The following is a 25,673-nucleotide window of genomic DNA, read 5'->3' as shown; positions in this document are numbered from 1 at the left end:
ACTGATCTAGGAGGCGGCCGGGCAGATGGAGACGACAAGCCGGGTGGCGGGCCAGCCCGCTCAAGGGGCGCCCGAGGGTGCCCAGTCCACACCGGAGGGAGTGCCGGCGGCCCGGCGTACGCTCGACGGCTATCTGCGCGCGCCCTTCCCCTGGTACGGACTCGACGAGGCGTTCACCGGTCCGCGCTGGCTGATGCAGGTGGCGCTCGCCGCCGACGGCACGGTCCAGCACGGCTCGATCGGACACGGCGACGCGCCGTCGATACGGCCCGACGCCGCGGACCGCGCGACCGACCGGGACCGGTTCGCGGTGGTCGTGAGCATTCCCACGAACCCGGTGCGCCGCAGCAGTGACGGCACGGGCGTCCTGGACGCCACCTCGGCCTCCTCGGCCGCCTGGCTGGCCGGTTCGGGGCTGCTGGCCTTCACCTGGCCCGCGCAGATGGACCACGTCCGGCGCGGCGAATGGCTGGACCAGCAGACCGAGACGGCCTTTGAGCTCGCCGACGATCTGGAGAGCGCCGACTGGTCGACGCTCTCGCTCCCCGTCGACGGCGTGCCGGCCGAGTTCCGCTACCTCGAGTCCGAGTTCGGCTGGGTGCTCGCCGGTTCGGCGCACAACGGCGCGGTGCACCTCGGGGCGTACGGGCGCGGGCTGAGCGCGTACGGGCTCGGGTTCTCGGTCGTCGAGGACATCGCCTCGTACGAGTAGGGGCGCGGCCGTACGCGGACACCACGCGGAAGCGCGCGAACGTACGCGGGCGGTAAGAAGAAGCAGGCAGAGGTAACGCGTAAGGGGCGCCCGCAATGGCGGGCGCCCCTTACGTATGTCTGGCGGCTAGAACTTGTTGCGCGGGGTGATGCCCAGCGACATGCCCGACAGGCCGCGGGCGCGGCCGCCCAGCTTGCCGGCGATGGCGCGCAGCGCGGCGCCCGCGGGGGAGTCCGGGTTGGACAGCACGACGGGGCGGCCGTCGTCGCCGCCTTCGCGCAGCCGGACGTCGATCGGGATGGAGCCGAGCACCGGGACGCTGGTGCCGGTCGTCTTGGTCAGGCCGTCGGCGACCCGCTGGCCGCCGCCGGTGCCGAACACGTCGACCATCTCGTCGCAGTGCGGACAGGGCAGCCCCGCCATGTTCTCGACCACACCGACGATCTTCTGGTGGGTCTGCACGGCGATGGAGCCGGCCCGCTCGGCGACCTCGGCGGCGGCCTGCTGCGGGGTGGTGACGACGAGGATCTCGGCGTTCGGGACCAGCTGCGCCACCGAGATGGCGATGTCGCCGGTGCCCGGCGGCAGGTCGAGCAGCAGGACGTCCAGATCGCCCCAGTACACGTCCGCGAGGAACTGCTGGAGGGCGCGGTGCAGCATCGGGCCGCGCCACACGACCGGGGCGTTGCCCGGCGTGAACATGCCGATGGAGATGACCTTCACACCGTTCGCGGACGGCGGCATGATCATGTTCTCGACCTGGGTGGGCCTGCCGTCGGCGCCCAGCATGCGGGGCACGGAGTGGCCGTAGATGTCGGCGTCCACGACACCGACCTTCAGTCCGTCCGCCGCCATCGCGGCCGCCAGGTTGACCGTCACCGAGGACTTGCCGACGCCGCCCTTGCCGGAGGCGACCGCGTAGACGCGGGTCAGCGAGCCGGGCTTGGCGAACGGCACCTCGCGCTCGGCGGTGCCGCCGCGCAGCGAGGCCGCGAGCTCCTTGCGCTGCTCGTCGCTCATCACCTCAAGCGTCACGTCGACGCGGCCGACGCCCTCGACCCGCTCGACCGCCTCCGTCACGTTCCTGATGATGGTCTCGCGCATCGGGCAGCCGGAGACGGTTAGGTACACCGTGACGGCAACCGCCCCGTCCGTTCCGATCTCAACCGATTTGACCATGCCGAGTTCAGTGATCGGTCGGTGGATCTCGGGGTCGTTCACCGTCGCCAGTGCCTCAAGCACCGCGTCTTCCGTAGCCATACGGTCGATGGTACGGCGCTTACCGCGCAGTACGGAAAGGCCTGTCAGCGGTCGCCTTCGTCACGTCCGTACGCCCGCTCCGACGGGAATAGATGGCGCCGCTCCTCCATCTCCTTGACCAGGTCCTGAAGCTCGGAGCGGATCCAGTCGCGGGTCGCCACCTCGCCGAGGCCCATCCGCAGCGCGGCGATTTCCCGGGTGAGGTACTCGGTGTCCGCGATGGACCGCTCGTTCTGCTTGCGGTCCTGCTCGTGGGTGACCCGGTCCCGGTCGTCCTGCCGGTTCTGCGCGAGCAGGATCAGCGGGGCCGCGTACGAGGCCTGGAGCGACAGCGCGAGGGTGAGGAAGATGAACGGGTAGTTGTCGAAGCGCACACTGCTCGGCGCGAAGATGTTCCAGGCGACCCAGACGATGATGACCAGGGTCATCCAGACGATGAACCGCCCGGTGCCCAGGAAGCGGGCGATCCGCTCGCTGAACCGGCCGAACGCCTCGGGGTCGTACTCCGGAAGCAGCCGCACCCGGGGGGTGCGCGGCTGGTCGAGGCGGCTGCGGCCGCGCGGCAGCGCGCTCGCGCCGCTCGCGCGGGTGCGCTCCTCCGTCCGGTCAGTGCCGCCCATGTGGTACCCCCTCAGGCCCGTGGAACTCCGTCTCGCGCCAGTCCTCCGGCAGCAGGTGGTCGAGCACGTCGTCCACGGTCACCGCGCCGAGCAGCGAGCCGCTCGCGTCCACCACCGGTGCCGCGACCATGTTGTACGCGGCCAGGAAACTGGTCACCGACGGCAGCGAGGCGCTCGGCGGCAGCGGTTTGAGATCGCTGTCCACCACCGAGCTGACCAGCGCGAACGGCGGCTCGCGCAGCAACCGCTGGAAGTGCACCGTGCCCAGGTACTTGCCGGTCGGCGTCTCGTCCGGCGGCCGGCAGACGTACACCTGCGCGGCCAGCGCGGGGGAGAGGTCCTGCTGGCGGACCCGGGCCAGGGCGTCGGCGACCGTGGCGTCCGGGCGCAGCACGATCGGTTCGGTGGTCATCAGACCGCCCGCCGTGCGCTCCTCGTACGAGAGCAGCCGCCGCACGTCCGCCGCGTCGTCCGGCTGCATCAGCGTCAGGAGGCGCTCCTTGTCCTCCTCGGGCAGCTCGGAGAGCAGGTCGGCGGCGTCGTCCGGGTCCATCGCCTCCAGGACGTCGGCGGCCCGCTCGTCCTTCAGCTTGCCGAGGATCTCCACCTGGTCGTCGTCCGGCAGCTCTTCCAGTACGTCCGCGAGCCGGTCGTCGTCCAGCGCCGCGGCCACCTCGGCACGCCGCTTGGGCGACAGGTGGTGCATGACGTTGGCGAGGTCGGCCGGGCGCAGCTGCTCGAAGGTGGCGACCAGGTTCTCGGCGCCCTGCCCGTGCTCCTCCAGGGAGAACCCGGTGACGGCCGACCACTCGACGGTCAGCGTCTCGCCCTTGCGGCGCAGCGCGCCCGACTTTCCCCTCCGTACGAAGACCTTGTCGATCTCCCAGTCGCGGCGGGCCGGCAGCTGCTGGATCGCCACGTCGAGCACGGTGACCTGCTCGCCGCTCTCCACCAGCGTGACCCGGCGGTCAAGGAGTTCGCCCAGCACCAGTCGCTCGGTCGGGCGCTGCTCGAAGCGGCGCAGGTTGACGACGCCGGTGGTGATGACCTGGCCCGATTCCACACCGGTGACCCGGGTCATGGGCAGGAAGATGAGCCTGCGGCCCGCCACTTCGACGACGATGCCGAGCATCCTGGGAGGCTTGCGGCCGACCCGCAGCATCGCCACCAGGTCGCGCACCCGGCCGACCTGATCGCCGTTGGGGTCGAAGACGGCGACACCGGCGAGGTGCGAAACGAAGATCCGGGGGGCGCCTGCCGCCATGTGCGCGCCTCCTTCTGTTCAGGGCAGCCCTGAATACTGCGCTCGCTGCGAGACAAGGGCTTCAGGCTAACGGGTGGTCGCCCCGAACGCCCTTGTCGGGTCGTCCGTCCGGCGCTCTGCCAGGCAGCGTAGACGGTCCGGGTAGGGTGCGGACTGCCGACCCCTACATCCAGTATGAGAGGCAGTACGCAGGTGACCTCAACCCTCTTGTCCGTACGGGGCCGGGCCCGCCGGGCCGCCCTGCCCGTCGCGCTGTGCGCGGGGCTCGCCGCGGCCCTCACCGCGTGTGCGTCGGACCCGGACGAGGGGACCAACGGCGTCGGCAAGCTCTCCGCCACCGAGATCGAGAACAAGGCGCGTACGGCGGCCGACGGCGCGGACGCGGTACGGCTCTCGGGGACGCTGGTCAGCAAGGGCGGCTCGTACAAGATCGACATGAAGCTGAAGGGGACCGGCGGGACGGGCACGGTCACCTCGCAGAACAGCACGTTCGGGCTGCTGCGGGTCGGGGACGACCTGTTCCTGAAGGCGGACGCGGGATTCTGGTCGCACAAGGCGCAGAGCGGGGCGAGCGGCTCGGGCGGCTCGGCGTCGGCGGCGGGCAAGCTGGACGACAAGTACGTCAAGGTGCCGTCCGACGACCCGTCCTACCAGCAGCTGCGCGGCTTCACCGAGAAGTCGGCGCTCCTCAAGGACATGCTCGGGCTCCAGGGTGCGCTGTCCAAGGGCGACCATGCGCGGGTCGGCTCGGTCCGTACGGTACGGATCGCGGCGGGCAAGGGCGGCGAGGGGGGCACACTGGACGTCTCCCTCCAGGGCACGCCGTATCCCCTGCGCTTCGAGCGCGCGGGCGGCGCGGGGGTCCTCGAACTGACCGACTGGAACCAGGACTTCCCGCTTGCCGCTCCGGCGAAGGGGGCCACGGTGGACTACGGCCAGCAACTCCCCAAGACCTGACCCGGGACCACTGGGGCGCCGCCCCCGGACCCCTCGGGGCTCCGCCCCGCCGACGTCTCGCTCCCGCGGCTACCGGGGATGCAGCAGGTTCGCGGGGGTGGGCCCGGCGGGCTTCGTACTGGAAGGGTTGCGGTAGGTGTCCCGCAGGGAAGAACTGCGCAGCAGGTCGCCGGGCGTGACGAAGTTCGGATCGGCTTCCGTGGCCCTGATCTTCTCCAGCGCCTGCTCGGCCGACAACGGTGCGGGTGCGTCATCGCCCTCGGTGGCGCGGTGCAGGGCGGCACCGAACGCGGTCATGGCCGCCAGCATGTCCTCCTCGCTCGGCTCGGACACGGCTCCCGGGAGCAGGCTCTGCTGCCCCAACGGCACCGAGGCGGCCGCCTGGACGGCCTTGGTGTACGCGGACAGCAGGGGTTCGAGCTGCTTCTCGACGGCCGCGGAATCCGCCGGCCCGGCAGCGATGGGCGCGGACAGGGGCAGCCGCGACAGCCCGGGACGACCGTGGGCCCATTGCAGCAGCGTCTCCCCCTCGGCGCTCTCGCCGGAGTCCACCTTGACGACGTAGGGGGCGGCGGGCCGGGCCTCGGAGTGACAGCGGTAGACGAACTCTGAGCAGATCATGGGCTGTTGACCGCGCTCGGCCATGGCGTTCACCGCGGCCGCGGCCTGGTCCAGAACGGTACGGACCATGCGACGGCCGCCCGGGGGCAGGGGGATACGGCGGGTGACACACAGCACGGCCAGCAGCACGATCTGCTGATGCGCGTAGGCGGTGCGCCGGGTCAGGTAGTGGCGGGCCACATCGACGAGGGGCGCCGCATCGGCAGGCGAGGCCAGGGTCCGTCCGACGACCCGGTCGTGGCCTTGTACGGCCTCGGCGTACGTGACGGTGCCGAGCCCCTTGCCGACCACCTCGACCAGGGTGTCGCCGTCATAGGCGAGGAGGGCGTGGCTGACGTCGGACCGGTCCAGGAGGCAGATCGCCCGGGACACGGCCCCCGTCCCGCGAGTCAGGACGACGTCGCCGGGACTGATTTGCTCCGGAAGGCTCATGTGAAGGTTCCCGTCTGTTGCGCGTGCGGGTGGAAGGCAGGCAGAGGGCTCGGCCGGTCAGGCCGGTCTGCCGTGCCTCAGCAAGGACTTGACCACCCCACCGGTTGTAGCGGAGAACTGCCTCCAGGAATCGGCCGCAACCCAGAATCCTCACCCGGACGAGCGGCGCCGTTCACCGCAGAAACGATCGCCGTTGCACCATCTCGGGGAAGCGCGGTGCGGTACCGCACCCTGAAGGGGCGCGGAGAACTGCGCGACCAGCCTCCCCCGAGCTCTCAACTTCGTTCGAGCAGGGGGACCCCCATCGGCCCGCAGCCGAGGAGCGCCACTTCCCGCGGAGCGCTCAGCGCCGCTTGCGCTTGAAGAGCAGCTTCGGCAGCCCTGCCGGGACCGGGTGCCTCGTCGTGGCCGGGGTCGACATCGGGGGCGTGGCCAGGGAGCCGTCGGGGGCGGGCGCGAGTGGGCCCGTCGGGGTCAGGCGGAGTAGGCGGCACTCCGCCGCCCAGCGTGCCGTCATCGCCTCGCCGTCCGGGGCGTTGAGCCGCTTGCCCTTCAGCTCCGCCACCGCCGCGTCCCAGGGCTCCGTGCCCGCCGCGATCTCCGACACCGCCGCCGTCCAGGCGACGAGCCGCCCGCCCTTGTCCTTGCTGCGGACGGTGACCTCGGCCGTCCCGCCGTCCATGAGGCCGTCGAGCGGCTGCTCGCCCGGACCGCCGCCGACGACGTACGCCGCACCGTCGAGCCACCCGTGCCACAGCGCCCGCTCGGCCGCCCCGGTGCCGCGCACCCAGATGAGCCCGGACTTCTTGGTGGCCTCCTCGACAAGGGCCTGGTCGAGCAACGTCTGCGTCATGCCCCCACATTAAGGGCCCACAGGAATAGTCAGTTCCGTAAACCGGAAACGCCCCTTACGCTTCGGCGGGTGACCACTGCCACTACCACGACGCCGCAGGTCGCGGCCGTCCCCCGGGTCGACTTCGTGCTGCTCGGCGTCGCGCTCGCCAGCGTCTCGCTGTCCGCGCCGCTGATCGCGGCCACCGCCGCGCCCGCGCTCGCCATCGCCTTCTGGCGCAACGCCCTCGCGGTCGGGGCGCTGACCCCGGTGGCCTGGTTCACGTACCGCGCACGGCTGCGCGCGCTGACCCGGCGCGAAGTGGGGCTCACCGTCGGCGCGGGCGCCATGCTGGCGCTGCACTTCGGGCTGTGGCTGCCGAGCCTGAGCATGACGTCCGTCGCCTCCTCGACCGCGCTGTGCACCACCACCCCGATCTGGGCGACCATCGCGCTGCGCCTGCGCGGTCACCGCCCCCCGGCCCTGGTGTGGACCGGCACCCTGGTCGCCTGCGCCGGGGTCGTACTGCTCACCGGCGTCGACCTCAGCCTGTCGCCGCGCGCGCTGGCCGGTGACGCGCTCGCGCTCGGCGGCGGCATCGCGGCCGCCGGGTACGTGCTGCTCGGCGCCGAGGTCCGCAAGAGCGTCGACACCGTGCCCTACACCTACCTCTGCTACGCAACGGCCGCCGCCGGGCTCCTCGCGGCCGCGCTCCTCAGCGGGGCCGAGCTCACCTCGTACGACGGCACGACCTGGGTGAAGCTCGCGGTGCTCACGCTCGCCGCCCAGCTCCTGGGGCACTCGCTGCTCAACCGCGTGGTGCGCACCCTCGGGCCGTCCGTGACCTCGACGTCGATCCTGCTCGAGACGCCGGGCGCGGCCCTCATCGCCGCGCTCTGGCTCGGCCAGCAGCCCCCGGCCCTCGCCTACCCGGCGCTGCTTGTGATCCTGGCCGGGCTCGCCCTCGTCGTCCGGGCGAACCGCGCCAACTGAGACACAGGGTCTGAGGCCTCAGAGCCAGCCGTTGCGCTTCAGGATGCGGTGGATGCCGACGCAGACCACGGCCGTCATGCCCATCGCGATCGGGTAGCCGTACTTCCAGTGCAGCTCCGGCATGTTCTCGAAGTTCATGCCGTACACACCGCACACCATCGTCGGTACGGCGATGATCGCCGCCCAGGACGTGATCTTGCGCATGTCCTCGTTCTGGGCGACCGAGGCCTGCGCGAGGTTGGCCTGGAGGATCGAGTTGAGCAGTTCGTCGAAGCCGATGACCTGCTCCTGCACCCGGGCCAGGTGGTCGGCGACGTCCCGGAAGTACTTCTGGATGTCGGGGTCCACGAGCCGCATCGGGCGCTCGCTGAGCTGCTGCAGAGGACGCAGCAGCGGCGACACCGCGCGTTTGAACTCCAGTACCTCGCGCTTGAGCTGGTAGATCCGGCCGGCGTCCACACCGCGCGGGCTGCCCTTGGCCGGAGCCGAGAACACCTCGATCTCGACCTCGTCGATGTCGTCCTGGACCGCGTCCACGACCGCCAGATAGCCGTCGACCACCTGGTCGGCGATGGCGTGCAGCACGGCGGACGGCCCCTTGGCGAGGAGCTCCGGGTCGTCCTGGAGGCGCTTGCGCAGCGCGCGCAGCGAGCCCTGGCCGCCGTGCCGGACGGTGATGACGAAATCCCGCCCGGTGAAGCACATCACCTCGCCGGTCGCCACGACCTCGCTGGTGGCGGTGAGTTCGGCGTGCTCCACGTAGTGGATCGTCTTGAAGACGGTGAACAGGGTGTCGTCGTACCGCTCCAGCTTGGGTCGCTGGTGCGCGTGCACCGCGTCCTCCACGGCGAGCGGGTGCAGCCCGAACTCGGCCGCGATACCGGCGAATTCGGCCTCGGTCGGCTCGTGCAGACCGATCCACGCGAAGCCCCCGTCCTCGCGCACCCGCCGCATCGCCTCACGGGGCGTCAGGCAGGTCGCGTTCTCGACGGGCTCGACGGGCTGGACGCGGCGCCCGTCGCGGTAGACCGCGCAGTCGACCACGGCGCTGCTCGCCGAGGGATCGCGGGTGGTGTCGTAGTCGCTGTACGGGGCGCTGGTCTTGCGCAGCGCGGGGCGGACCACGGCGCGCAGGTCACGGATCATCGACATGGCAGGACTCCTTCACGGAGGGCCGTCGGAGGGCGTGACACTCTGGAACTGCCCGCCATGGGGACGTGAAACGGCAAGGGAAACCAAGGGGCCGGATCGGCCAGAACGGGTATCAATTGCATACGTTCGCACAGCGGGCGGCACCACAGGGGCACGCGGGGACGGCGTTCGCTACTGAAACGGACAAAGCGAGGCGATGTGCTCTTCCGCCGTGCGAAATGCCGTGAGACTCCGGGTTTCCGGGCCGGGAGGCCGGGTAAGGAGGGTCTCAGATCACCGGGGACAACGACGGTGTACGGAAGAGCGGTTGGTACTGCCGGGCCGACTTCGATCCATCGCAGCCCCACCTCCTCCAGCCGGTCCCCCGTGGGGAACTTCCTGCTGTCCTGAACAGCGGCCAAGACTATCAGCCGACTGTTGCGTCAAGGCCCCGCTTGGCCCGTTCCATACGCCTTCTATGCTCACGGCATGGTTGATGTTCTTGCTCTGGTCGAGGCCCGGCTGCGCACCGCGCTGGGCGAGCCGGACGCGCGCGCCGCGGTGACCTTTCTCGGTACGGACCGCATCGAGGTGCTGCGCTTCACCGACGGCGACATCGTCCGGTACGCCACCCTCGGCATGTCCGCCCAGCCGATGGCCGACCCCACCGCCGCGCTCGCCGACCCGGTGAAGGGGCCCCGCGCGGAGCTGGTCCTGTCGGTGCGCGCCGGGCTCGCCGACACCGACAAGGTGCTCCGCCCGCTCGCCGTGCTCGCCGCCTCCCCGCAGGTGGAGGGCGTGGTGGTGGCCCCGGGCGCCTCGCTCGACCTCGGCGAACCGCTGTGGCCGGGCGCCCTGTTCAGCTCGGTCCTGGTCGCCGAGCCGGGCGGCCTGGTCGAGGACCTGGAGCTCGACGGCCCGCTGGACCCGGTGCGCTTCCTGCCGCTGCTTCCGATGACCGTGAACGAGGCCGCGTGGAAGCGGGTCCGGGGCGCGCAGGAGCTGGAGGAGCGCTGGCTGGCGAACGGCACGGACCTGCGCGACCCGCTGCGCAAGTCCGTAACTCTGGACTAGGGCAGTCTCATCAATTCTGCGAGAGGGTGGCATTTCGGATGACGCCGCCCAGGGTCCGAGCGAGTCGGAAACGCACCCAGTCCGGGGCTCCAGGGCTCCGGACGGGTGATCGTCCTTGACGGGGCGACGGCCGGGGAGGACCGTGGGGCTTTATGAGGGGCGAACCCAGTTGCCCGAAGTGCGGAGGCCGGGTCAGGGCGCCCGGTCTCTTTGCCGACACCTGGCAGTGCGACGTACACGGCCCCGTGTTTCCGCTCCAGCCGGTGATCCCGCCCAGCGTCGAGGCCCTGGAAGTCGTCGTGCGCCGGGCGCAGGTGCCGGTGTGGATGCCCTGGCCGCTGCCGGTCGGCTGGCTGTTCACGGGTGTCGCGTACGCCGGTGACGACCGCAGCGGCGGCCGCGCGACCGCCGTCGCCTGCTCGGGTCCTGGACCCATGGGCGGCATCGGAGAACTGATCCTGGTCGCCGAGGAACTGGGTGTGGGGCTCGGCGCCCGGTACGCGGGCATCGACGGACCCGACCCCGGCCCGTTCATGAGCGTCGACCAGGCCGCGCACGCCAAGGTCCTCGCGGCCGGCCGGCCCACCCCGCTGTGGCACGTCACCCGGACCCCGGACGACCGCGCGGTGTTCGCGGGCGAGGCATGCGGCCTGTGGCTGTGGGCGATCGTGTGGCCGGAGCAGTCCGGGCTCCTCATGTACGACGAGCTGGTCCTGACCGATCTGCGCGACGCGGGCGCCGAAGTGGAACTCGTGCCGTGCGGGGCCCTGACTCCGCGCATCCTGTCCTGACCCGGGGCCGGTCGCCGGGGGGACGGCGGCGAGCGGACGGGCGGTTATCCTTGACTGTCCCCTGATCCGCCCCTTATGCCCTGGAGTACGCGTCGTGCGCATCGATCTGCACACTCACTCCACGGCCTCGGACGGTACGGACACCCCCGCCGAGCTGGTCCGCAACGCGGCCGCCGCCGGACTCGACGTGGTCGCGCTGACCGACCACGACACCACGCGCGGCTACCCGGAGGCGATCTCCGCGCTCCCCGAGGGCCTCACCCTGGTGACCGGAGCCGAACTCTCCTGCCGCATCGACGGCGTGGGCCTGCACATGCTGGCCTACCTCTTCGACCCCGAGGAGCCCGAGCTGGCCCGCGAGCGCGAGCTCGTACGGGACGACCGGGTGCCCCGCGCCCGGGGCATGGTCGCCAAGCTCCAGGAACTCGGCGTGCCCATCACCTGGGAACAGGTCGCGCGGATCGCGGGCGACGGCTCGGTCGGCCGCCCCCATGTCGCCGAGGCCCTGGTCGAACTCGGCATCGTCGACTCCGTCTCCGACGCCTTCGTGCCCGACTGGCTCGCCGACGGCGGACGGGCCTACGTCGGCAAGCACGAGCTCGACCCGTTCGACGCGATCCGGCTGGTCAAGGCCGCCGGCGGCGTCACCGTCTTCGCCCACCCGCTCGCTGTCAAGCGCGGCGAGGTCGTGCCCGAGTCCGCGATAGCCGAACTGGCCGCCGCCGGGCTCGACGGCATCGAGGTCGACCACACCGACCACGACGAGCCCACCCGGGCACGGCTGCGCGGGCTCGCCCGCGAGCTGGGGCTGCTGCCCACGGGCTCCAGCGACTACCACGGCAGCCGCAAGACCGCCCGGCTCGGGGAGTGCACGACCGACCCCGAGATCTACGGCGAGATCACCCGCCGCGCCACGGGGGCCTTCCCGGTGCCGGGGGCGGGCGGAAGCGGTCGCCGGTAGGGGGAGCTCGCCTCTCCCACCCCGCCGGGGGCGCACCCCGGTTTCCTGGACCTCCCCGCGGGCCACCTCCGCGGGGCTCTGCGGGCCGGGCCAGGCTGACCTGTGCGGCAGCGGCCCCAGCCCTTCTCTGTACGTACACCCCTCATCCCGCAAGGCTCACCGTGTTCGACGCTGCCGTTTTCGGCTCCCTCTTCCTCACCCTGTTCGTCATCATGGATCCCCCCGGGATCACGCCCATCTTCCTCGCGCTGACCGCCGGCCGGGCCGCGAAGGTCCAGCGCCGGATGGCCTGGCAGGCCGCGGCCGTCGCGCTCGGGGTGATCACGCTCTTCGGCCTCGTCGGCCACCAGATCCTCACGTATCTGCACATCGACGTCCCCGCGCTGATGATCGCGGGTGGTCTGCTGCTGCTCCTGATCGCGCTCGACCTGCTCACCGGCAAGACCGACGAGCCCAAGCAGACCAAGGACGTGAACGTCGCGCTCGTACCGCTGGGCATGCCGCTGCTCGCCGGGCCCGGCGCGATCGTCCAGGTGATCCTGGCCGTCCAGAACCACGACTCGGTGTCCGGGCAGATCTCGGTCTGGGCGGCGATCATCGCGATCCATGTGGTGCTGTACGTGACCATGCGGTACTCACTGCTGATCATCCGCGTCATCAAGGACGGCGGCGTCGTCCTGGTGACCCGGCTCGCGGGCATGATGCTCTCGGCCCTCGCCGTGCAGCAGATCATCAACGGCATCACCCAGGTGATCCACGGCAGTTGAGGCGGCATCCTCGCAGGCCCGCAGCACGCGAAGCGCCCCCGTACACGGTGTACGGGGGCGCTTGTTTCGTACGGCAGCCGCGCGCGCCGACCGCGCTCGCGGAGCACTGCCTCTCACGCGTTACGAGGCCGCGGATTCGGCCGGGCGGATGTAGATGCGCTGACCCATTGCGGCGGCCTGCTGCACAATCCGGTTGACGGAGGCGGCGTCCACGACGGTGCTGTCAACGGCGGTGCCGTCGACGTCGTCCAGGCGCATGATTTCGAAGCGCACGGCTTCTCCCTTCGTCTGATCCTCCTGTGAGGAGAACTACTGGTGCGGGGGGCTGCGGCACAGCCTGCTCCCGCGCGGCGTCAGGGCGGTTGCCCGCCCGTTAAGAGTGGATTGCGTGGCGCCAGTGCAACGCGTTCCGACAGGTACAACGGGTTGCCTCCAGCAAACATTCCCTACGCTAAGGAAATTTTTCGCGTAGCTAACTACTAAGCCGTAGGGGCGACCACATGTGCCCGGTTGTGCCCCGTCCGTCACGACGCCGACAATGGGGGGCGTATGGACGATTCCCAGGAACCCCAGCCAGCCCAAGCGCCCCGCGGCATGGCCGCCCAGCTGGACCGCAAGCTGGAGCGCACCAACGAGCTGCTCCAGCGCATGCTCGCCGAAGTCGCGAAGACGCCCTCCACGCACGCGATCTTCGTGGACGCGGGCTATGTCTACGCGGCCGCCGGCCTCCTCGTCACCGGCACCGAGGACCGCCGCTCCTTCGACCTGGACGCCGAGGGGCTGATCGAGGCCTTCATCGACAAGGCGCGCACGATCTTCGCGGACAGCCGGCTGCTCCGCGTGTACTGGTACGACGGCGCCCGCCGCCGCATCCACACCGCCGAACAGCAGTCGATCGCCGAGCTCCCCGACGTCAAGGTCCGGCTCGGCAACCTCAACGCCAACAACCAGCAGAAGGGCGTCGACTCGCTGATCCGCTCCGACCTGGAATCACTGGCCAGGCACCGCGCCATCAGCGACGCGGCACTGGTCGGCGGCGACGAGGACCTCGTCTCCGCCGTCGAGGCCGCGCAGGGCTACGGCGCCCGCGTCCACCTCTGGGGCATCGAGGCCGCCGGGGGCCGCAACCAGGCGGAGCCGCTGCTCTGGGAGGTCGACAGCCAGCGCACCTTCGACCTCGACTTCTGCAAGCCGTACGTCACCCGGCGGCCGGTCACCATGTACGAGGAGGGCCCGGCACCCAGCCGCGAGGACGTGCGCTTCGTCGGCGCCCGGATCGCCGCGACCTGGCTCTCCGAGCGCGGCCGCGCGGCCCTGGCCGACCTGCTGCCCGGCCACCCCTATCTGCCGGGCTCGGTCGACCAGGACCTCCTCATCGAGGCGGAACGGCTGCTCCAGTGCTCCCTGCGCGGCCACGCCGACCTGCGCCGCGCACTGCGCGACGGCTTCTGGCAGCACCTTCAGTCGCAGTACTGAGTGCTCCGCGGGGAGTCGTGCTCTTCGGCTGCGGGCCGATGGGGGTCCCCCCTGCTCGAACGAAGTCGAGAGCTCGGGGGAGGCTGGTCGCGCAGTTCCCCGCGCCCCTTCAGGGCGCGGTGGTGCGGGCTGTGACCCCGGCCCAGAACTCGGCCAGGGCGGCGGTCAGTTCCTCCGGGTGGGAGACGTTGGGGGAGTGCTCGGCGCCCCGGATGACGGTGTGCCGGGCGTCGACGCTGCGCGCCAGGTGCGCCAACTCGCCGACGGTCCACACCGATTCGCCGTCCCCGTACGCGACGTGAATCGGCAGCGGCAGCGCGGCGAGGCCCTCGGTGCGGTCCGGCTCGATCCTCAACTGCCGCCCGGTGGCGATGAGTTGGGCGGGCTGCGTACTGAACCAGCGTCGTGCGAGGAACTCGGCGATCTCGGGCGGATCGGCGAGGTACGCCGGGTCCCTGCTGTCCAGCCACTGCGTGACCGCCCACACCCAGGACGGCGGCAGCACGGGCAGCGCGGCCCGCAGCAGCCGGATCTTGGCGCGCTGGTCGGGCCCGACCCGGCCCGGCCCGGACGCCAGCAGCGTCAGCGACAGGAACGCGGACGGATCGAGCCGGGCCGCTGACCGTGCCACGAACCCGCCGAACGAGTGCCCGACGAGGTGTACGGGGCCGTCGCCGAGCGCCGCGACCTGCGCGAGCACATCGCCGCCGAGGGCGCGCGGCGTGTACCCGGCTCTGCGCCGCGGCCCCGGACTCTCGAACTGCCCCCGCCCGTCGACGGCCACGGCCCGGTACCCGGCGTCGCCGAGCGGTTCGAGCAGCCCGAGGAAGTCCTCCTTGCTCCCGGTGAACCCGGGCACCAGCAACACGGTCCCCCGCGAGCGCCCCGCGGGCGCCGCATCGAGCACGGCGAACTCCTGCCGGGCGGTGCGGAGTCGGTACGCACGCGTACGGGGAGGGAGGCGGAGGGAACGGGGCTTGCTCATACGGAGAGGGTATCCGCAGGTGCATATCAAGCCCCTCCGGCGCTTGAGGAGCGGGGTCTGGGGCGGAGCCCCAGGACCACCGGGCCGCACCTGACCCGCACCCCCGGAGGGTCTCGGGAAGGGGCGGGGTGGGGAAAATGCAAGCGGCCCGGCACCCCCCCAGGGGGAACCGGGCCGCAGCGTGGTGCGGGTTACGCCTCGGGCGCGGCCGCCGCCTTCTTCGCGCGGGTGCGGCGCGGCTTCACCGGCGCCTCAGCCTCAACGGCCTCGACCACGGCTTCGGCCGCCTTCTTGCGCGTACGACGCGGCTTCACCGGAGCGTCCGCAACCTCGGCGACCGCCTCCGGGGCGACCTCCGCGGTCTTCTTCGCCCGGGTCCGACGCGGCGCGGCAGGAGCCTCGGCCGCCTCGGTCACGACCTCGGCGACCTTCTTGGCACGGGTGCGCCGGGGCTTGGCCGGGGCTTCGGCCTCGACGGCCTCAACCGTCTCGACCACGGCCTCGGCGGCCTTCTTGCGCGTACTACGACGCGGCTTCACCGGGGCTTCCTCGGCAGCGGCCTCGGCGGCTTCGGCGACCGGCGCCTCGGCGACCTTCTTCGCACGGGTGCGGCGCGGCTTGACCGGCGCCTCAGGCTCGACGGCCTCGACGGTCGCGACAGCCTCAACCGCCTCCACCGTCTCGACGACAGCCGCCGCCTTCTTGGCGCGGGTGCGGCGCGGCTTGGCAGGCGCCTCCTCCGCGCTCGCCTCGGCGACCACGGCGATCGCCTGGGCGGTGGCGGCCTTGGCGGCCTTCGCCAGTTCCAGCGCCGCCGACTCCGGCGTCACGAAACCGACCTCGGCCGCCGCGGCGACCTTGCGTACCGGGCGACGGGGGCGCTTGGGCTCGACCGGCTCGGCGACGGGGACGGCGACAGCGGCGGCCTCGGCGACCGGCGCGGGACGCCGACGCTGCCTGGGCGCGACGGGCTCGGCAACGGGCGCGGCCGGCGCGGCCTCGATCACCGGCGCGGCAGCGGCCTGCGGCGCGGCCACGCGGGTACGACGGCGACGGCGAGGCGTACGCGGCTCGGCCACGGTCTCGACAGCCTCCGCGACCGAAGCGGCAGGAGCGACCGAAGCGGCAGGAGCCGCGACCGGTGCCGCGGCGCTCTCGGCGCCGTCGAGCTGCGACCCACCCCGAGTACGGCGGCGCTGACGCGGCGTACGCGTACGGGCCGGACGCTCCTCCGTGACGACGGGAGCCGCGGCGGCGGACTTGCGCCCGCGCCCACCGGTCTCACCGAGGTCCTCGACCTCTTCGGCGGCAAGGCCGGCCCGCGTGCGCTCGGCCCGCGGCAGCACACCCTTCGTACCCGCCGGGATCTTCAGGTCCTCGAACAGGTGCGCAGACGTCGAGTACGTCTCGGCCGGGTCGGGGAACTTCAGGTCAAGGGCCTTGTTGATCAGCTGCCAGCGCGGGATGTCGTCCCAGTCGACCAGCGTGATCGCGATGCCCTTCTTGCCCGCGCGGCCGGTGCGGCCGATGCGGTGGAGGTAGGTCTTCTCCTCCTCGGGCGACTGGTAGTTGATGACGTGCGTGACGCCCTCGACGTCGATGCCGCGCGCGGCGACGTCGGTGCAGACCAGCACGTCGACCTTGCCGTTGCGGAAGGCGCGCAGCGCCTGCTCGCGGGCGCCCTGGCCGAGGTCGCCGTGGACCGCGCCGGAGGCGAAGCCGCGCTTGGCGAGCTGGTCGGCGATGTCGGCGGCGGTCCGCTTCGTACGGCAGAAGATCATCGCCAGCCCGCGGCCCTCGGCCTGCAGGATGCGCGCGACCATCTCCGGCTTGTCCATGGAGTGGGCGCGGTAGACGAACTGCTCGGTGTTGGCGACGGTCGTGCCCTCGTCGTCCGGCGAGGTGGCGCGGATGTGCGTCGGCTGCGACATGTAGCGGCGGGCGAGGCCGATGACGGCGCCCGGCATGGTCGCGGAGAACAGCATCGTCTGCCGCTTGGGCGGCAGGTGCTGGATGATCTTTTCGACGTCGGGCAGGAAGCCGAGGTCGAGCATCTCGTCTGCCTCGTCCAGGACGAGCGCCTTGACGTGGGACAGGTCGAGCTTGCGCTGCCCGGCGAGGTCGAGCAGGCGGCCCGGGGTGCCGACGATCACGTCGACGCCCTTCTTGAGCGCCTCGACCTGCGGCTCGTAGGCCCGGCCGCCGTAGATCGCGAGAACGCGGACGTTGCGGACCTTGCCGGCGGTGAGGAGGTCGTTGGTGACCTGCTGGCACAGCTCGCGCGTCGGTACGACGACGAGGGCCTGCGGGGTGTTGGTGAGCTGCCCGGGCTCGGCCCGGCCGGCTTCGACGTCGGCGGGGACGGTGACGCGCTCCAGGAGCGGAAGGCCGAAGCCGAGCGTCTTGCCGGTGCCGGTCTTGGCCTGGCCGATGATGTCGGCGCCGGAGAGCGCGACGGGGAGCGTCAGCTCCTGGATGGGGAACGGGGACACGATGCCGACGGCTTCAAGGGCTTCGGCGGTCTCGGGAAGGATCCCGAGCTCTCGGAACGTAGTCAGGGTGCTGCCTCTTCTGTGAGACGCGGTACGGAGGCGAACGCGGCGGGTCGTACCGTGCCCAGTTCGTCCGGCGGGATCAGATTCGATCGTGTTGCCGGGGGGCGCGGGACCACTGCCGTCGCTCAAGCGCTCGTGCCGCTGAGGGATCCCTCGTCGGTGTCACGTACTGATACGTGCCCTGCGGAGGGCTGTCAGGTCGGAGCCGACCGGGGCAACCGACCGGGCATCCTCATTCGTGCGGCCCGTCGAAATACTCGCCGGGCGCATTACCACTGTACCCCGGATTCGCGCATGTGTGTCGGGAGAATTCGCGGGACCGGTGCGACGGGTGTGACCCAGGCACCCCTTACAAGGCGTCCCGGGCGGGCTATTGTGCGGCTTATGGAGACGTCTGACAACGCCACTGCAGCCGAAGAAACCGCCCCGGAGCCCGAGCGCACCGGCATCGCCGCCCAGGACTGGACGGCGGCGTCCGCGGTTCCCCAGTACCGCGCCGCGGTCGTGGACCTCCTCGGCGCCCTCGCCTACGGCGAGCTCGCGGCCTTCGAGCGGCTCGCCGACGACGCGAAGCTGGCGCCGTCCCTGGCGGACAAGGCGGAGCTGGCGAAGATGGCCTCCGCCGAGTTCCACCACTTCGAGCGGCTCAGGGACCGGCTCGCCGGGATCGACGCCGAGCCGACGGCCGCGATGGAGCCGTTCGCGAAGGCCCTGGACGACTTCCACCACCAGACCGCCCCGTCGGACTGGCTGGAGGGCCTGGTCAAGGCGTACGTCGGCGACTCGATCGCGAGTGACTTCTACCGCGAGGTCGCCAACCACCTGGACTCCGACACCCGCTCCCTGGTGCTGTCGGTCCTGGACGACACCGGGCACGGCAACTTCGCCGTGGAGAAGGTGCGGGCGGCGATCGAGGCGGACCCGCGCGTCGGCGGCCGGCTCGCGCTGTGGGCGCGGCGTCTGATGGGCGAGGCGCTGTCGCAGGCCCAGCGCGTGGTCGCCGAGCGCGACGCGCTCTCGACCATGCTGGTCGGCGGGGTCGACGGGGTGGCGGCGGGCTTCGACCTGGCGGCGGTCGGCGAGATGTTCACCCGGATCACCAAGGCCCACACCAAGCGCATGGCGGCCCTGGGCCTCGCGGCCTAGCCGCACCCGGGGCCGGGAGCGCCGCCTACGCCGCTGACCGGCGCAGGCGGCGGGCCGGCCGCAGCAGCAGCGACAGCAGCACGGACGCGACAAAGGTGGCGCCGAGCACCGTGGTCACCGCGTGGCCCGGGCCGACCGCCGAGTGGGTCAGGAAGGCGCCGAAGAGTCCGGCGAGCGGGCCGACGGACAGCACCGTGCGGCGGCCGGGCAGCCGGTGGGGGAGCCGGGTCGCACCGGCCCACGCGAGGGCGAGTCCCAGCAGTGCGGAGCCGAGGGCTTCCAGGAGCATGTGCGTCGCCTCCTACGGTGTGGCCAGGGCGTAACCGGTCAACACCCGTCCTACCCGACGCCCGCGGAACGCAACCCTCCCCTCACCGAGAGGAAGCAACACGCAAGCACGCCCGTACGATCGGACGCGCCCGTGTCTGTGTCTGTGTCTGTGTGCGCATGGTCACACCTGGTGAAATCCGGTACGGAGGCTTCACCGTGACCCGGCGTCAGCGGCGACCGGACTCGCGGCGTTCGGAAGTCGGCCGATCGGGGGCACGGAGAAGGGGTGCCACCAGTCAGCACTGGTGGCACCCCTTCTTCGGTGTCCGGTGTACTACAGCGCGCCGAAGCCCACGCGGCGGACCGCCGGTTCGCCGATCTCCACGTATGCGATCTTGTCGGCCGGTACCAGGACCTTGCGGCCCTTGTCGTCCGTGAGGCTGAGCAGCTGCGCCTTGCCGGCGAGGGCGTCGGCTACCGCGCTCTCGACCTCTTCGGCGGACTGCCCGCTCTCCAGAACGATCTCCCGGGGTGCGTGCTGCACGCCGATCTTGACCTCCACGGCTATGTCCCTCCGACCTCGTGCGGTGCGCGGTCAGCCGCGCCGTACGCTGCACACATTAGCCCGGGGAGGCGACGGCCAAAGCCCGTCGCTGAACGCCAGGAGCGAACAGAAATCAGGAATGGCCGCCCGTTGACCGCCCCAGGACCTCTCAGTGGCCCTCGGTGCCGTGCAGCGGGAAGCCCGCGATACCGCGCCAGGCGAGCGAGGTGAGCAGCTGGACCGCCTTGTCGCGGGGGATGGTCGACTCGCTGGAGAGCCAGTAGCGGGCCACCACCTGGGAGACCCCGCCGAGGCCGACGGCGAGCAGCATCGACTCGTCCTTGGACAGGCCGGTGTCCTCGGCGATGACGTCCGAGATGGCCTCCGCGCACTGCAGGCTGACCCGGTCCACGCGCTCGCGCACGGCGGGCTCGTTGGTCAGGTCCGACTCGAAGACCAGTCGGAACGCGCCGCCCTCGTCCTCGACGTACGCGAAGTAGGCGTCCATCGTCGCGGCGACGCGGAGCTTGTTGTCCGTCGTCGAGGCGAGCGCGGTGCGCACCGCGTGCAGCAGGGACTCGCAGTGCTGGTCCAGCAGGGCCAGGTAGAGCTCCAGCTTGCCGGGGAAGTGCTGGTAGAGCACCGGCTTGGAGACACCGGCCCGTTCCGCGATGTCGTCCATCGCGGCCGCGTGGTAACCCTGCGCGACGAAGACCTCCTGGGCCGCGCCCAGCAGCTGATTGCGGCGGGCCCGGCGCGGCAGGCGCGTGCCTCGCGGGCGCGCCTGCTCGGTCTGCTCGATGGCTGTCACGCCGCCTCCCAAAGTTGTTCCGGTGCGCGATGTACGCGCGCCGCCATCGTACTTTTGGGTAACCCGGCTGTGCGCGGTGCGAACGCAGAATTTCACGGACCGGACGCGCTGGGTAGCTGGATATATCCAAGGAAACCGAACAAATCAGCGATAGTCGTCCTCGTCCAGTGCCACCACACGTCCCTGTTCGACGGCATCTGCCTCATTGGCGGTGTCCGGGTGTACGCGGGTCGACGGGTCGTCGCGGTCCTGGCGTACGTCGGTGTGCTGTTCGGCCGCGTCCGCCTCGGGGGTCTCCTGGGACAGTTCCGCAGCGTCGTCGTCTTCCTGGAAGGTTTCCGGATCGCTCGGGTCGACGGGCATGGCTGCTCCCTTTTGGCGCACTTCGAGTGATGCAGGGGCCACTTATGAGCCTAGGAGTTCCCCGGGAAAGCCGCTATACGGCCTGTGACGGCGAACACCTGAACCAGCGCCCCGCGCCGCCCCTGAGCATGGGGGATCGGCCAGACCGCTATGCGGGTAGCCGCCTGTGTGGTACGCCAGTTCAACGTCCCGAGAGGAAAGTCAATGACGTGCCAGAAGTGCGGATCTCAGATGACGAAGACACAAGACGGCTGGTGGATCTGCTACCCATGCGGGACTTCCCAGCCTGCGTAGACGCGGTTGACCCGGCCTGCCCCCGGTGTGCGGCTGACCTCACACGAGCACGCGGCGACTGGCGTGCATGTCCGAACTGTGAGTACGAGATGGACGCCGACGCGGTCCGTCTCTACCAGCTCTTGTCAGCCGCGTTCGAAGCGCAACCGAAAGAGTTCTTCGACTGGGTCGAACGCCGGAGGGACAGGCTCCGGAGCGAAGAGCCAGTCTGGCAACGTCGGCGCTAGAGCCGACAACATGAAGGGCCCGGCCGACGGCCGGACCCTTCATGAAGCTGGTCGGGCAAGCCCGTTGGGTTACTCGCAAACGCGGTTGCCCGGGCCAAGGGGAGTACGAAAGGTCACACGCTTCCGTGGTGCATCACCGGGACCGCTGACACGTGCCGAATAGTAGGATCATCACGGATGTATAACTGAGCACCCTCTGACCTGCGATGATTCACGAGAAAGAAGCTATTGCCGCATGTCCTCGACCGAGCTGCCGGAAACCCTCGCCGCCGCCGCAACGGCCCCTCGGGTGGGCGCGGTCAGGGTCGCGGAGGGCGAGGAACTGCGTTCCGTGAGCCTGCCCGGGCTCACGCTGACGGTCCGCTCGCGCCCCGGCACCCGGCCCGGCCTCGAACCCGCGCTGTACGTCCACGGACTCGGCGGATCCTCGCAGAACTGGACGGCGCTGATGCGGCTGCTCGCCGACCGGCTCGACGGCGAGGCGCTCGATCTGCCCGGCTTCGGGGACTCCCCGCCGCCGGACGACGGCAACTACTCGGTCACCGGGCACGCCCGCGCCGTGATCCGGCTGCTCGACGCGTCCGACCGGGGCCCGGTCCACCTCATCGCCAACTCGCTGGGCGGCGCCGTCTCCACCCGGATCGCGGCCCTGCGCCCCGATCTGGTGCGCACCCTGACGCTCATCTCGCCCGCACTGCCGGAGCTCCGCGTCCAGCGCAGCGCCTGGCCGACCGCGCTGGCCGCGGTGCCGGGCGTGGCCTCCCTGTTCGCCAAGCTGACCCGCGGCTGGAGTCCCGAGGACCGCACCCGCGGGGTGATGGCGCTCTGCTACGGCGACCCGGGGCGGGTGAGCCCCGAGGGCTTCGAGGCCGCCGTGGAGGAGATGCGGCGGCGCCTCGAACTGCCGTACTTCTGGGACGCGATGGCCCGCTCGGCGCGCGGCATCGTGGACGCGTACACCCTGGGCGGCCAGCACGGACTGTGGCGGCAGGCGGAGCGGGTGCTCGCGCCGACGCTGCTCGTGTACGGGGGCCGCGACCAGCTCGTCTCGTACCGGATGGCCCGCAGAGCGGCGGCCGCCTTCCCGAACGCGCGGCTGCTCACCCTGCCCGACGCCGGGCACGTGGCCATGATGGAGTACCCCGAGACGGTCGCCCAGGCCGTACGGGAGCTGCTCCATGAGGGCGGCGACGGACACCGCAGCAACGACCGAGAAAACAGGAGCTGATCCGGGGCGTGGGACGACACAGCCGACCCAAGGGCTCCAGCGGGCCAGCACCCATAGTGGAGGCGCCCCCGGCGCCGCGGGCCGAGCAGGCCGCCCCCGCGGGCGGCGGCCGGCGCCGGCGCCACACCCCGGGCGACGGCCCCGCCGTCCAGCACCAGGGCGGCACCCCCGCGTTCGGCACCCCGCAGGTACGCGGCGGACATCCGCAGCACCACGAGGGCGGGGGCGGCTGGGGCGCACCCGGGTACGACGGCTCCGCCCACGGGCCGGGCCCGGTGCAGCAGAGTCCGCGCGCCGGGGCGCCCCGCATACCCGGCCCGCGCCGCGAGTACACCGAGGCCTTCGAGGACCGGCCCGCCACGGACACCGGGCCGCGGCGCGCCGTCAGTCCGGCACCCCCGCTCGTCCCGGCGCAGGACGAGCCGGGTGCCCCCGAGCCCAACGCCAAGGGCGGCAAGGGGTCCAAGGGGCGGACGTTCACCGGGATCGCGGCCGCCGCGGTGACCACCGTGCTTGCGGTCGTCGTCGCCGGGCAGGTCGTCTCCGACGGCCAGAGCCACAGTGCGGCGAGCAGGCCGGCGGGCGACAACGGCCGTGACGGGCAGGGCGATGCGGCCTCCCGGGGCAACGGCCGGGCCACCCCGTCGGTCGAGCCGGCCGCCGCGACGTACGAGCAGCAGATGACCCGGCAGTTCCCGCTCGACGCGAAGCTCACCGCGTCCGGCCGGTTCGACGCCGTGCCCGGGTTCGAGGCGGCGCCCGGCACGGGGCGCAAGTACCGCTACCGGGTCGACATGGAACAGGGTCTCGGACTGGACGGCGGGCTGTTCGCCGAGGCCGTGCAGAAGACCCTCAACGACGACCGGAGCTGGTCGCATTCGGGCGCCATGACCTTCGAGCGGATCTCGTCCGGCAAACCGGACTTCGTGATCACGCTGGCGAGCCCGGGGACCACCGGCACCTGGTGCGCCAAGTCCGGGCTCGACACCACCGAGGACAACGTCTCCTGCGACTCGGCCGCCACCGACCGCGTGATGATCAACGCCTACCGGTGGGCCCAGGGCTCGGTCACCTACGGAGCGCAGGCGATGCACGCCTACCGGCAGATGCTCATCAACCACGAGGTCGGCCACCGGCTCGGGCACAACCATGTGAGCTGCCGCACGCCCGGCACGCTCGCCCCGGTGATGCAGCAGCAGACCAAGTCCCTGGAGATCGACGGGATCAAGTGTCTGCCCAACCCGTGGGTGTTTCCCCAGAGTTGATCCGGCCGAGGCGTGGTTTGTTCACGATGTGGGACGGCTGTCTCATTCCCGATTGACAGTGTCCAGCGGGTCGTCCATATTTCTCGGCATGTCGCATCGCCACGCCGCCTCCGAACGCGCCGCCATTGAGCTGGCGCTCATCGGCGTGACCGGGCACAGCGTGGCCGACATCCTCTGTCGCTGACGCCCGCCCGCGCGCGTTCGACTTCCCCTTTTCCCTTTTTGCGCCCGGGCATTTCCGTGTTTCCGCACGGATTCCGCACGCGGGCGCAGCCACCCCCTTTCTTCCTTTCGGTGCTGTGCGCGTGCTGTGGGCGCCCGCAATTCCGCTCTGCCCGAGCAGCCACCGAGAGGTCTACTTCCGATGCGTCACACGTCCATTCCGTCGGGGAATGCCGCAAGAGCGGCAGCGATAGCCGTGGTTCTCGCCGTGGGCGCCGTCGCCTGCGGCCCCGACGGCGGCGCCAAGGACGCCGGAGCCGGCGCGTCCGGCACCCCCCGCAAGGGCGGCACGCTCAGCGTCCTCAACAACGAGGCGCAGACCGACTTCGACCCGGCACGGCTCTACACCTCCGGCGGCGGAAACGTCCCCTCGCTCGTCTTCCGCACCCTGACCACCCGCAACCGCGAGAGCGGCGCCGAGGGCACGAAGGTCGTCCCCGACCTCGCCACCGACACCGGAAAGCCCAACGCGGACGCCACCGTGTGGACGTACACGCTCAAGGACGGGCTGAAGTACGAGGACGGCAGCCCCATCACCACCGCCGACATCAAGTACGGCATCGAGCGCTCCTTCGCGGCCGAACTCTCCGGCGGCGCACCGTACTTGAGGGACTGGCTGGTCGGCGGCGGCACGTACGCGGGCCCCTACAAAGACGGCGGCAAGGGCCTTGACTCCATCGAGACGCCCGACGCCAAGACCATCGTGTTCCACCTGAACAAGCCCGAGGGCGAGTTCCCCTTCCTCGCCACCCAGACGCAGTTCGCACCGGTCCCCAAGGCCAAGGACAACGGCACCAAGTACGCGGAGCACCCGGTCTCCTCGGGCCCGTACAAGGTCGTCAAGAACGAGAACAACGGCGAGCACCTGGTGCTCGACCGCAACCCCGACTGGTCCGAGGCGACCGACACCCAGCGCAAGGCCTACCCCGACAGCATCGACGTGCGCTCCGGGCTCGACCAGGCCGTCATCAACCAGCGGCTCTCCGCCTCGCAGGGCCCGGACGCGGCCGCCGTCACCACCGACACCAACCTGGGCCCGGCCGAACTCGCCAAGGTGACCGGCGACAAGCAGCTCGCGGCCCGGGTCGGCACCGGGCACTTCGGCTACACCAACTACATCGCGTTCAACCCGAACGTGAAGCCGTTCGACAACCCGAAGGTCCGCCAGGCCATCGCGTACGCCGTCGACCGCACCTCGGCCGTCAACGCCGTGGGCGGCTCCTCGCTCGCCGAGCCCGCCACCACCTTCCTGCCGAACCAGAAGGCCTTCGGGTACACCCCGTACGACCCCTTCCCGGCGGGCGCGTCCGGCAACGCCGACAAGGCCAAGGAGCTCCTGAAGGAGGCGGGCTTCCCCGACGGTCTGACCGTCACGCTCACCCACTCCAACGCCAAGGGCGGCCCCAAGGGACCCGAGGTCGCCACCGCCCTCCAGGACGCCCTGAAGAAGGCGGGCATCACCGTCAAGCTCCAGGGCCTCGAAGGCAACGACTACAACGACACCGTGGCCAGCGTGAAGAAGGAGCCCGGCTTCTTCCTGCGCGGCTGGGGCGCCGACTGGCCCTCCGGCGGACCGTTCCTCGCGCCGATCTTCGACGGCCGCCAGATCGTGCGGGACGGCGCCAACTTCAACACCGGTTTCCTGAACGACCCCTCGGTCAACGGTGAGATCGACCAGATCAACAAGCTGACCGACCTGTCCGCGGCCGCCCCGCGCTGGGGCGCGCTCGACAAGAAGATCGGCGAACAGGCCGTGGTCGTACCGCTGTTCCACCCGGTCTACAAGCGGCTCGTCGGCAAGGACGTCAAGAACGTCGTCATCAGCGACTGGACCGGCGTGCTCGACGTCTCGCAGGTAGCGGTCAAGTAGCC

26 protein-coding genes are annotated in these 25,673 nt (G+C 71.2%); 13 read left to right on the top strand and 13 right to left on the bottom strand.

Annotation, left to right across the window (positions count from 1 at the left end; all coding sequences use genetic code 11):
* Positions 1-25: 25 nt before the first annotated feature.
* The gene (locus ACIBK6_RS27045; protein WP_399053958.1) at positions 26-712 is read left to right on the top strand and encodes a hypothetical protein; all 687 of its coding nucleotides are present in this window, start codon (positions 26-28) and stop codon (positions 710-712) included.
* A 126-nt stretch (positions 713-838) separates the two neighbouring features.
* On the opposite strand, the gene ACIBK6_RS27040 is transcribed toward ACIBK6_RS27045, so the two are convergent.
* From ACIBK6_RS27040 to ACIBK6_RS27030, 3 genes are read right to left on the bottom strand one after another with little or no spacing between them, the layout of a single operon-like run.
* Complete coding sequence (locus ACIBK6_RS27040; RefSeq protein ID WP_399053956.1) at positions 839-1,972, bottom strand: Mrp/NBP35 family ATP-binding protein; 1,134 nt, start codon at positions 1,970-1,972, stop codon at positions 839-841.
* A 44-nt stretch (positions 1,973-2,016) separates the two neighbouring features.
* Complete coding sequence (locus ACIBK6_RS27035; RefSeq protein WP_399053955.1) at positions 2,017-2,592, bottom strand: DUF1003 domain-containing protein; 576 nt, start codon at positions 2,590-2,592, stop codon at positions 2,017-2,019.
* Positions 2,579-3,856 (bottom strand): magnesium transporter MgtE N-terminal domain-containing protein, encoded by a 1,278-nt coding sequence (locus tag ACIBK6_RS27030; protein WP_399053953.1) that lies wholly within the window; start codon positions 3,854-3,856, stop codon positions 2,579-2,581. Before ACIBK6_RS27030 ends, ACIBK6_RS27035 begins: the two co-directional genes overlap by 14 nt.
* 192 nt (positions 3,857-4,048) lie before the next feature.
* Here ACIBK6_RS27030 and ACIBK6_RS27025 point away from each other — a divergent pair, with 192 nt between their 5' ends.
* The gene (locus ACIBK6_RS27025) at positions 4,049-4,813 is read left to right on the top strand and encodes a hypothetical protein (protein ID WP_399053952.1); all 765 of its coding nucleotides are present in this window, start codon (positions 4,049-4,051) and stop codon (positions 4,811-4,813) included.
* Between the two features lie 69 nt (positions 4,814-4,882).
* On the opposite strand, the gene ACIBK6_RS27020 is transcribed toward ACIBK6_RS27025, so the two are convergent.
* On the bottom strand, positions 4,883-5,866 hold the full coding sequence (locus tag ACIBK6_RS27020) for a hypothetical protein (RefSeq protein WP_399053951.1): 984 nt from the start codon (positions 5,864-5,866) through the stop codon (positions 4,883-4,885).
* Positions 5,867-6,209: 343 nt separating this feature from the next.
* Positions 6,210-6,719 carry a hypothetical protein gene (locus ACIBK6_RS27015; protein WP_399053950.1) on the bottom strand — a complete coding sequence of 170 codons (510 nt, stop codon included), beginning with the start codon at positions 6,717-6,719 and terminating at the stop codon, positions 6,210-6,212.
* 69 nt (positions 6,720-6,788) lie between these two features.
* On the opposite strand from ACIBK6_RS27015, the gene ACIBK6_RS27010 reads away from it, so the two are divergent.
* Complete coding sequence (locus tag ACIBK6_RS27010) at positions 6,789-7,691, top strand: DMT family transporter (RefSeq protein ID WP_399053949.1); 903 nt, start codon at positions 6,789-6,791, stop codon at positions 7,689-7,691.
* 18 nt (positions 7,692-7,709) lie between these two features.
* Here the strand turns inward: ACIBK6_RS27010 and ACIBK6_RS27005 are convergent, their stop codons facing one another.
* Complete coding sequence (locus ACIBK6_RS27005) at positions 7,710-8,843, bottom strand: magnesium and cobalt transport protein CorA (RefSeq protein ID WP_399053948.1); 1,134 nt, start codon at positions 8,841-8,843, stop codon at positions 7,710-7,712.
* 468 nt (positions 8,844-9,311) lie between these two features.
* Here ACIBK6_RS27005 and ACIBK6_RS27000 point away from each other — a divergent pair, with 468 nt between their 5' ends.
* From ACIBK6_RS27000 to ACIBK6_RS26985, 4 genes are all read left to right on the top strand, one after another.
* Positions 9,312-9,896: a suppressor of fused domain protein gene (locus ACIBK6_RS27000; protein ID WP_399053946.1), complete on the top strand. Its 585-nt coding sequence runs from the start codon at positions 9,312-9,314 to the stop codon at positions 9,894-9,896.
* A 152-nt stretch (positions 9,897-10,048) separates the two neighbouring features.
* The gene (locus ACIBK6_RS26995) at positions 10,049-10,687 is read left to right on the top strand and encodes a DUF6758 family protein (RefSeq protein ID WP_399053945.1); all 639 of its coding nucleotides are present in this window, start codon (positions 10,049-10,051) and stop codon (positions 10,685-10,687) included.
* A gap of 94 nt (positions 10,688-10,781) precedes the next feature.
* The gene (locus ACIBK6_RS26990) at positions 10,782-11,648 is read left to right on the top strand and encodes a PHP domain-containing protein (RefSeq protein ID WP_399053944.1); all 867 of its coding nucleotides are present in this window, start codon (positions 10,782-10,784) and stop codon (positions 11,646-11,648) included.
* Between the two features lie 161 nt (positions 11,649-11,809).
* Positions 11,810-12,415: a MarC family protein gene (locus ACIBK6_RS26985; RefSeq protein ID WP_399053943.1), complete on the top strand. Its 606-nt coding sequence runs from the start codon at positions 11,810-11,812 to the stop codon at positions 12,413-12,415.
* 120 nt (positions 12,416-12,535) lie between these two features.
* On the opposite strand, the gene ACIBK6_RS26980 is transcribed toward ACIBK6_RS26985, so the two are convergent.
* Positions 12,536-12,688, bottom strand: a complete 153-nt coding sequence (locus ACIBK6_RS26980) for a hypothetical protein (protein WP_329463199.1) — start codon at positions 12,686-12,688, stop codon at positions 12,536-12,538.
* Positions 12,689-13,009: 321 nt separating this feature from the next.
* On the opposite strand from ACIBK6_RS26980, the gene ACIBK6_RS26975 reads away from it, so the two are divergent.
* Positions 13,010-13,891 carry an NYN domain-containing protein gene (locus ACIBK6_RS26975; RefSeq protein ID WP_399053990.1) on the top strand — a complete coding sequence of 294 codons (882 nt, stop codon included), beginning with the start codon at positions 13,010-13,012 and terminating at the stop codon, positions 13,889-13,891.
* Positions 13,892-14,000: 109 nt separating this feature from the next.
* On the opposite strand, the gene ACIBK6_RS26970 is transcribed toward ACIBK6_RS26975, so the two are convergent.
* Together ACIBK6_RS26970 and ACIBK6_RS26965 are read right to left on the bottom strand one after the other, a co-directional pair.
* Complete coding sequence (locus tag ACIBK6_RS26970) at positions 14,001-14,876, bottom strand: alpha/beta fold hydrolase (RefSeq protein ID WP_399053942.1); 876 nt, start codon at positions 14,874-14,876, stop codon at positions 14,001-14,003.
* 191 nt (positions 14,877-15,067) lie between these two features.
* Positions 15,068-17,560: a DEAD/DEAH box helicase gene (locus ACIBK6_RS26965; protein ID WP_399053941.1), complete on the bottom strand. Its 2,493-nt coding sequence runs from the start codon at positions 17,558-17,560 to the stop codon at positions 15,068-15,070.
* Between the two features lie 255 nt (positions 17,561-17,815).
* Between ACIBK6_RS26965 and ACIBK6_RS26960 the strand changes: the two genes are divergently transcribed.
* Positions 17,816-18,577, top strand: a complete 762-nt coding sequence (locus ACIBK6_RS26960) for a ferritin-like fold-containing protein (RefSeq protein WP_399053939.1) — start codon at positions 17,816-17,818, stop codon at positions 18,575-18,577.
* A 25-nt stretch (positions 18,578-18,602) separates the two neighbouring features.
* Here the strand turns inward: ACIBK6_RS26960 and ACIBK6_RS26955 are convergent, their stop codons facing one another.
* The 4 genes from ACIBK6_RS26955 to ACIBK6_RS26940 all read right to left on the bottom strand — a co-directional run bounded on the left by ACIBK6_RS26955 (position 18,603) and on the right by ACIBK6_RS26940 (position 20,565).
* The gene (locus ACIBK6_RS26955; protein ID WP_399053938.1) at positions 18,603-18,866 is read right to left on the bottom strand and encodes a hypothetical protein; all 264 of its coding nucleotides are present in this window, start codon (positions 18,864-18,866) and stop codon (positions 18,603-18,605) included.
* 315 nt (positions 18,867-19,181) lie between these two features.
* Complete coding sequence (locus ACIBK6_RS26950; RefSeq protein WP_120721528.1) at positions 19,182-19,409, bottom strand: DUF3107 domain-containing protein; 228 nt, start codon at positions 19,407-19,409, stop codon at positions 19,182-19,184.
* A gap of 151 nt (positions 19,410-19,560) precedes the next feature.
* Positions 19,561-20,202, bottom strand: a complete 642-nt coding sequence (locus tag ACIBK6_RS26945) for a TetR/AcrR family transcriptional regulator (RefSeq protein ID WP_399053936.1) — start codon at positions 20,200-20,202, stop codon at positions 19,561-19,563.
* A 144-nt stretch (positions 20,203-20,346) separates the two neighbouring features.
* Complete coding sequence (locus ACIBK6_RS26940) at positions 20,347-20,565, bottom strand: hypothetical protein (protein ID WP_399053935.1); 219 nt, start codon at positions 20,563-20,565, stop codon at positions 20,347-20,349.
* Between the two features lie 756 nt (positions 20,566-21,321).
* On the opposite strand from ACIBK6_RS26940, the gene ACIBK6_RS26935 reads away from it, so the two are divergent.
* From ACIBK6_RS26935 to ACIBK6_RS26920, 4 genes are all read left to right on the top strand, one after another.
* Positions 21,322-22,314, top strand: a complete 993-nt coding sequence (locus ACIBK6_RS26935; RefSeq protein ID WP_399053934.1) for an alpha/beta fold hydrolase — start codon at positions 21,322-21,324, stop codon at positions 22,312-22,314.
* A gap of 8 nt (positions 22,315-22,322) precedes the next feature.
* Positions 22,323-23,579, top strand: a complete 1,257-nt coding sequence (locus ACIBK6_RS26930; protein WP_399053933.1) for a DUF3152 domain-containing protein — start codon at positions 22,323-22,325, stop codon at positions 23,577-23,579.
* 88 nt (positions 23,580-23,667) lie between these two features.
* On the top strand, positions 23,668-23,763 hold the full coding sequence (locus tag ACIBK6_RS26925) for an Ms4533A family Cys-rich leader peptide (protein WP_329463189.1): 96 nt from the start codon (positions 23,668-23,670) through the stop codon (positions 23,761-23,763).
* Positions 23,764-23,943: 180 nt separating this feature from the next.
* Complete coding sequence (locus ACIBK6_RS26920; protein WP_399053932.1) at positions 23,944-25,671, top strand: ABC transporter substrate-binding protein; 1,728 nt, start codon at positions 23,944-23,946, stop codon at positions 25,669-25,671.
* Positions 25,672-25,673 lie beyond the last annotated feature (2 nt).

The organism is Streptomyces sp. NPDC050485 (assembly GCF_044458185.1).
Classification (GTDB): Bacteria; Actinomycetota; Actinomycetes; order Streptomycetales; family Streptomycetaceae; genus Streptomyces.
This window is presented reverse-complemented; position numbering and strand designations above follow the sequence as displayed.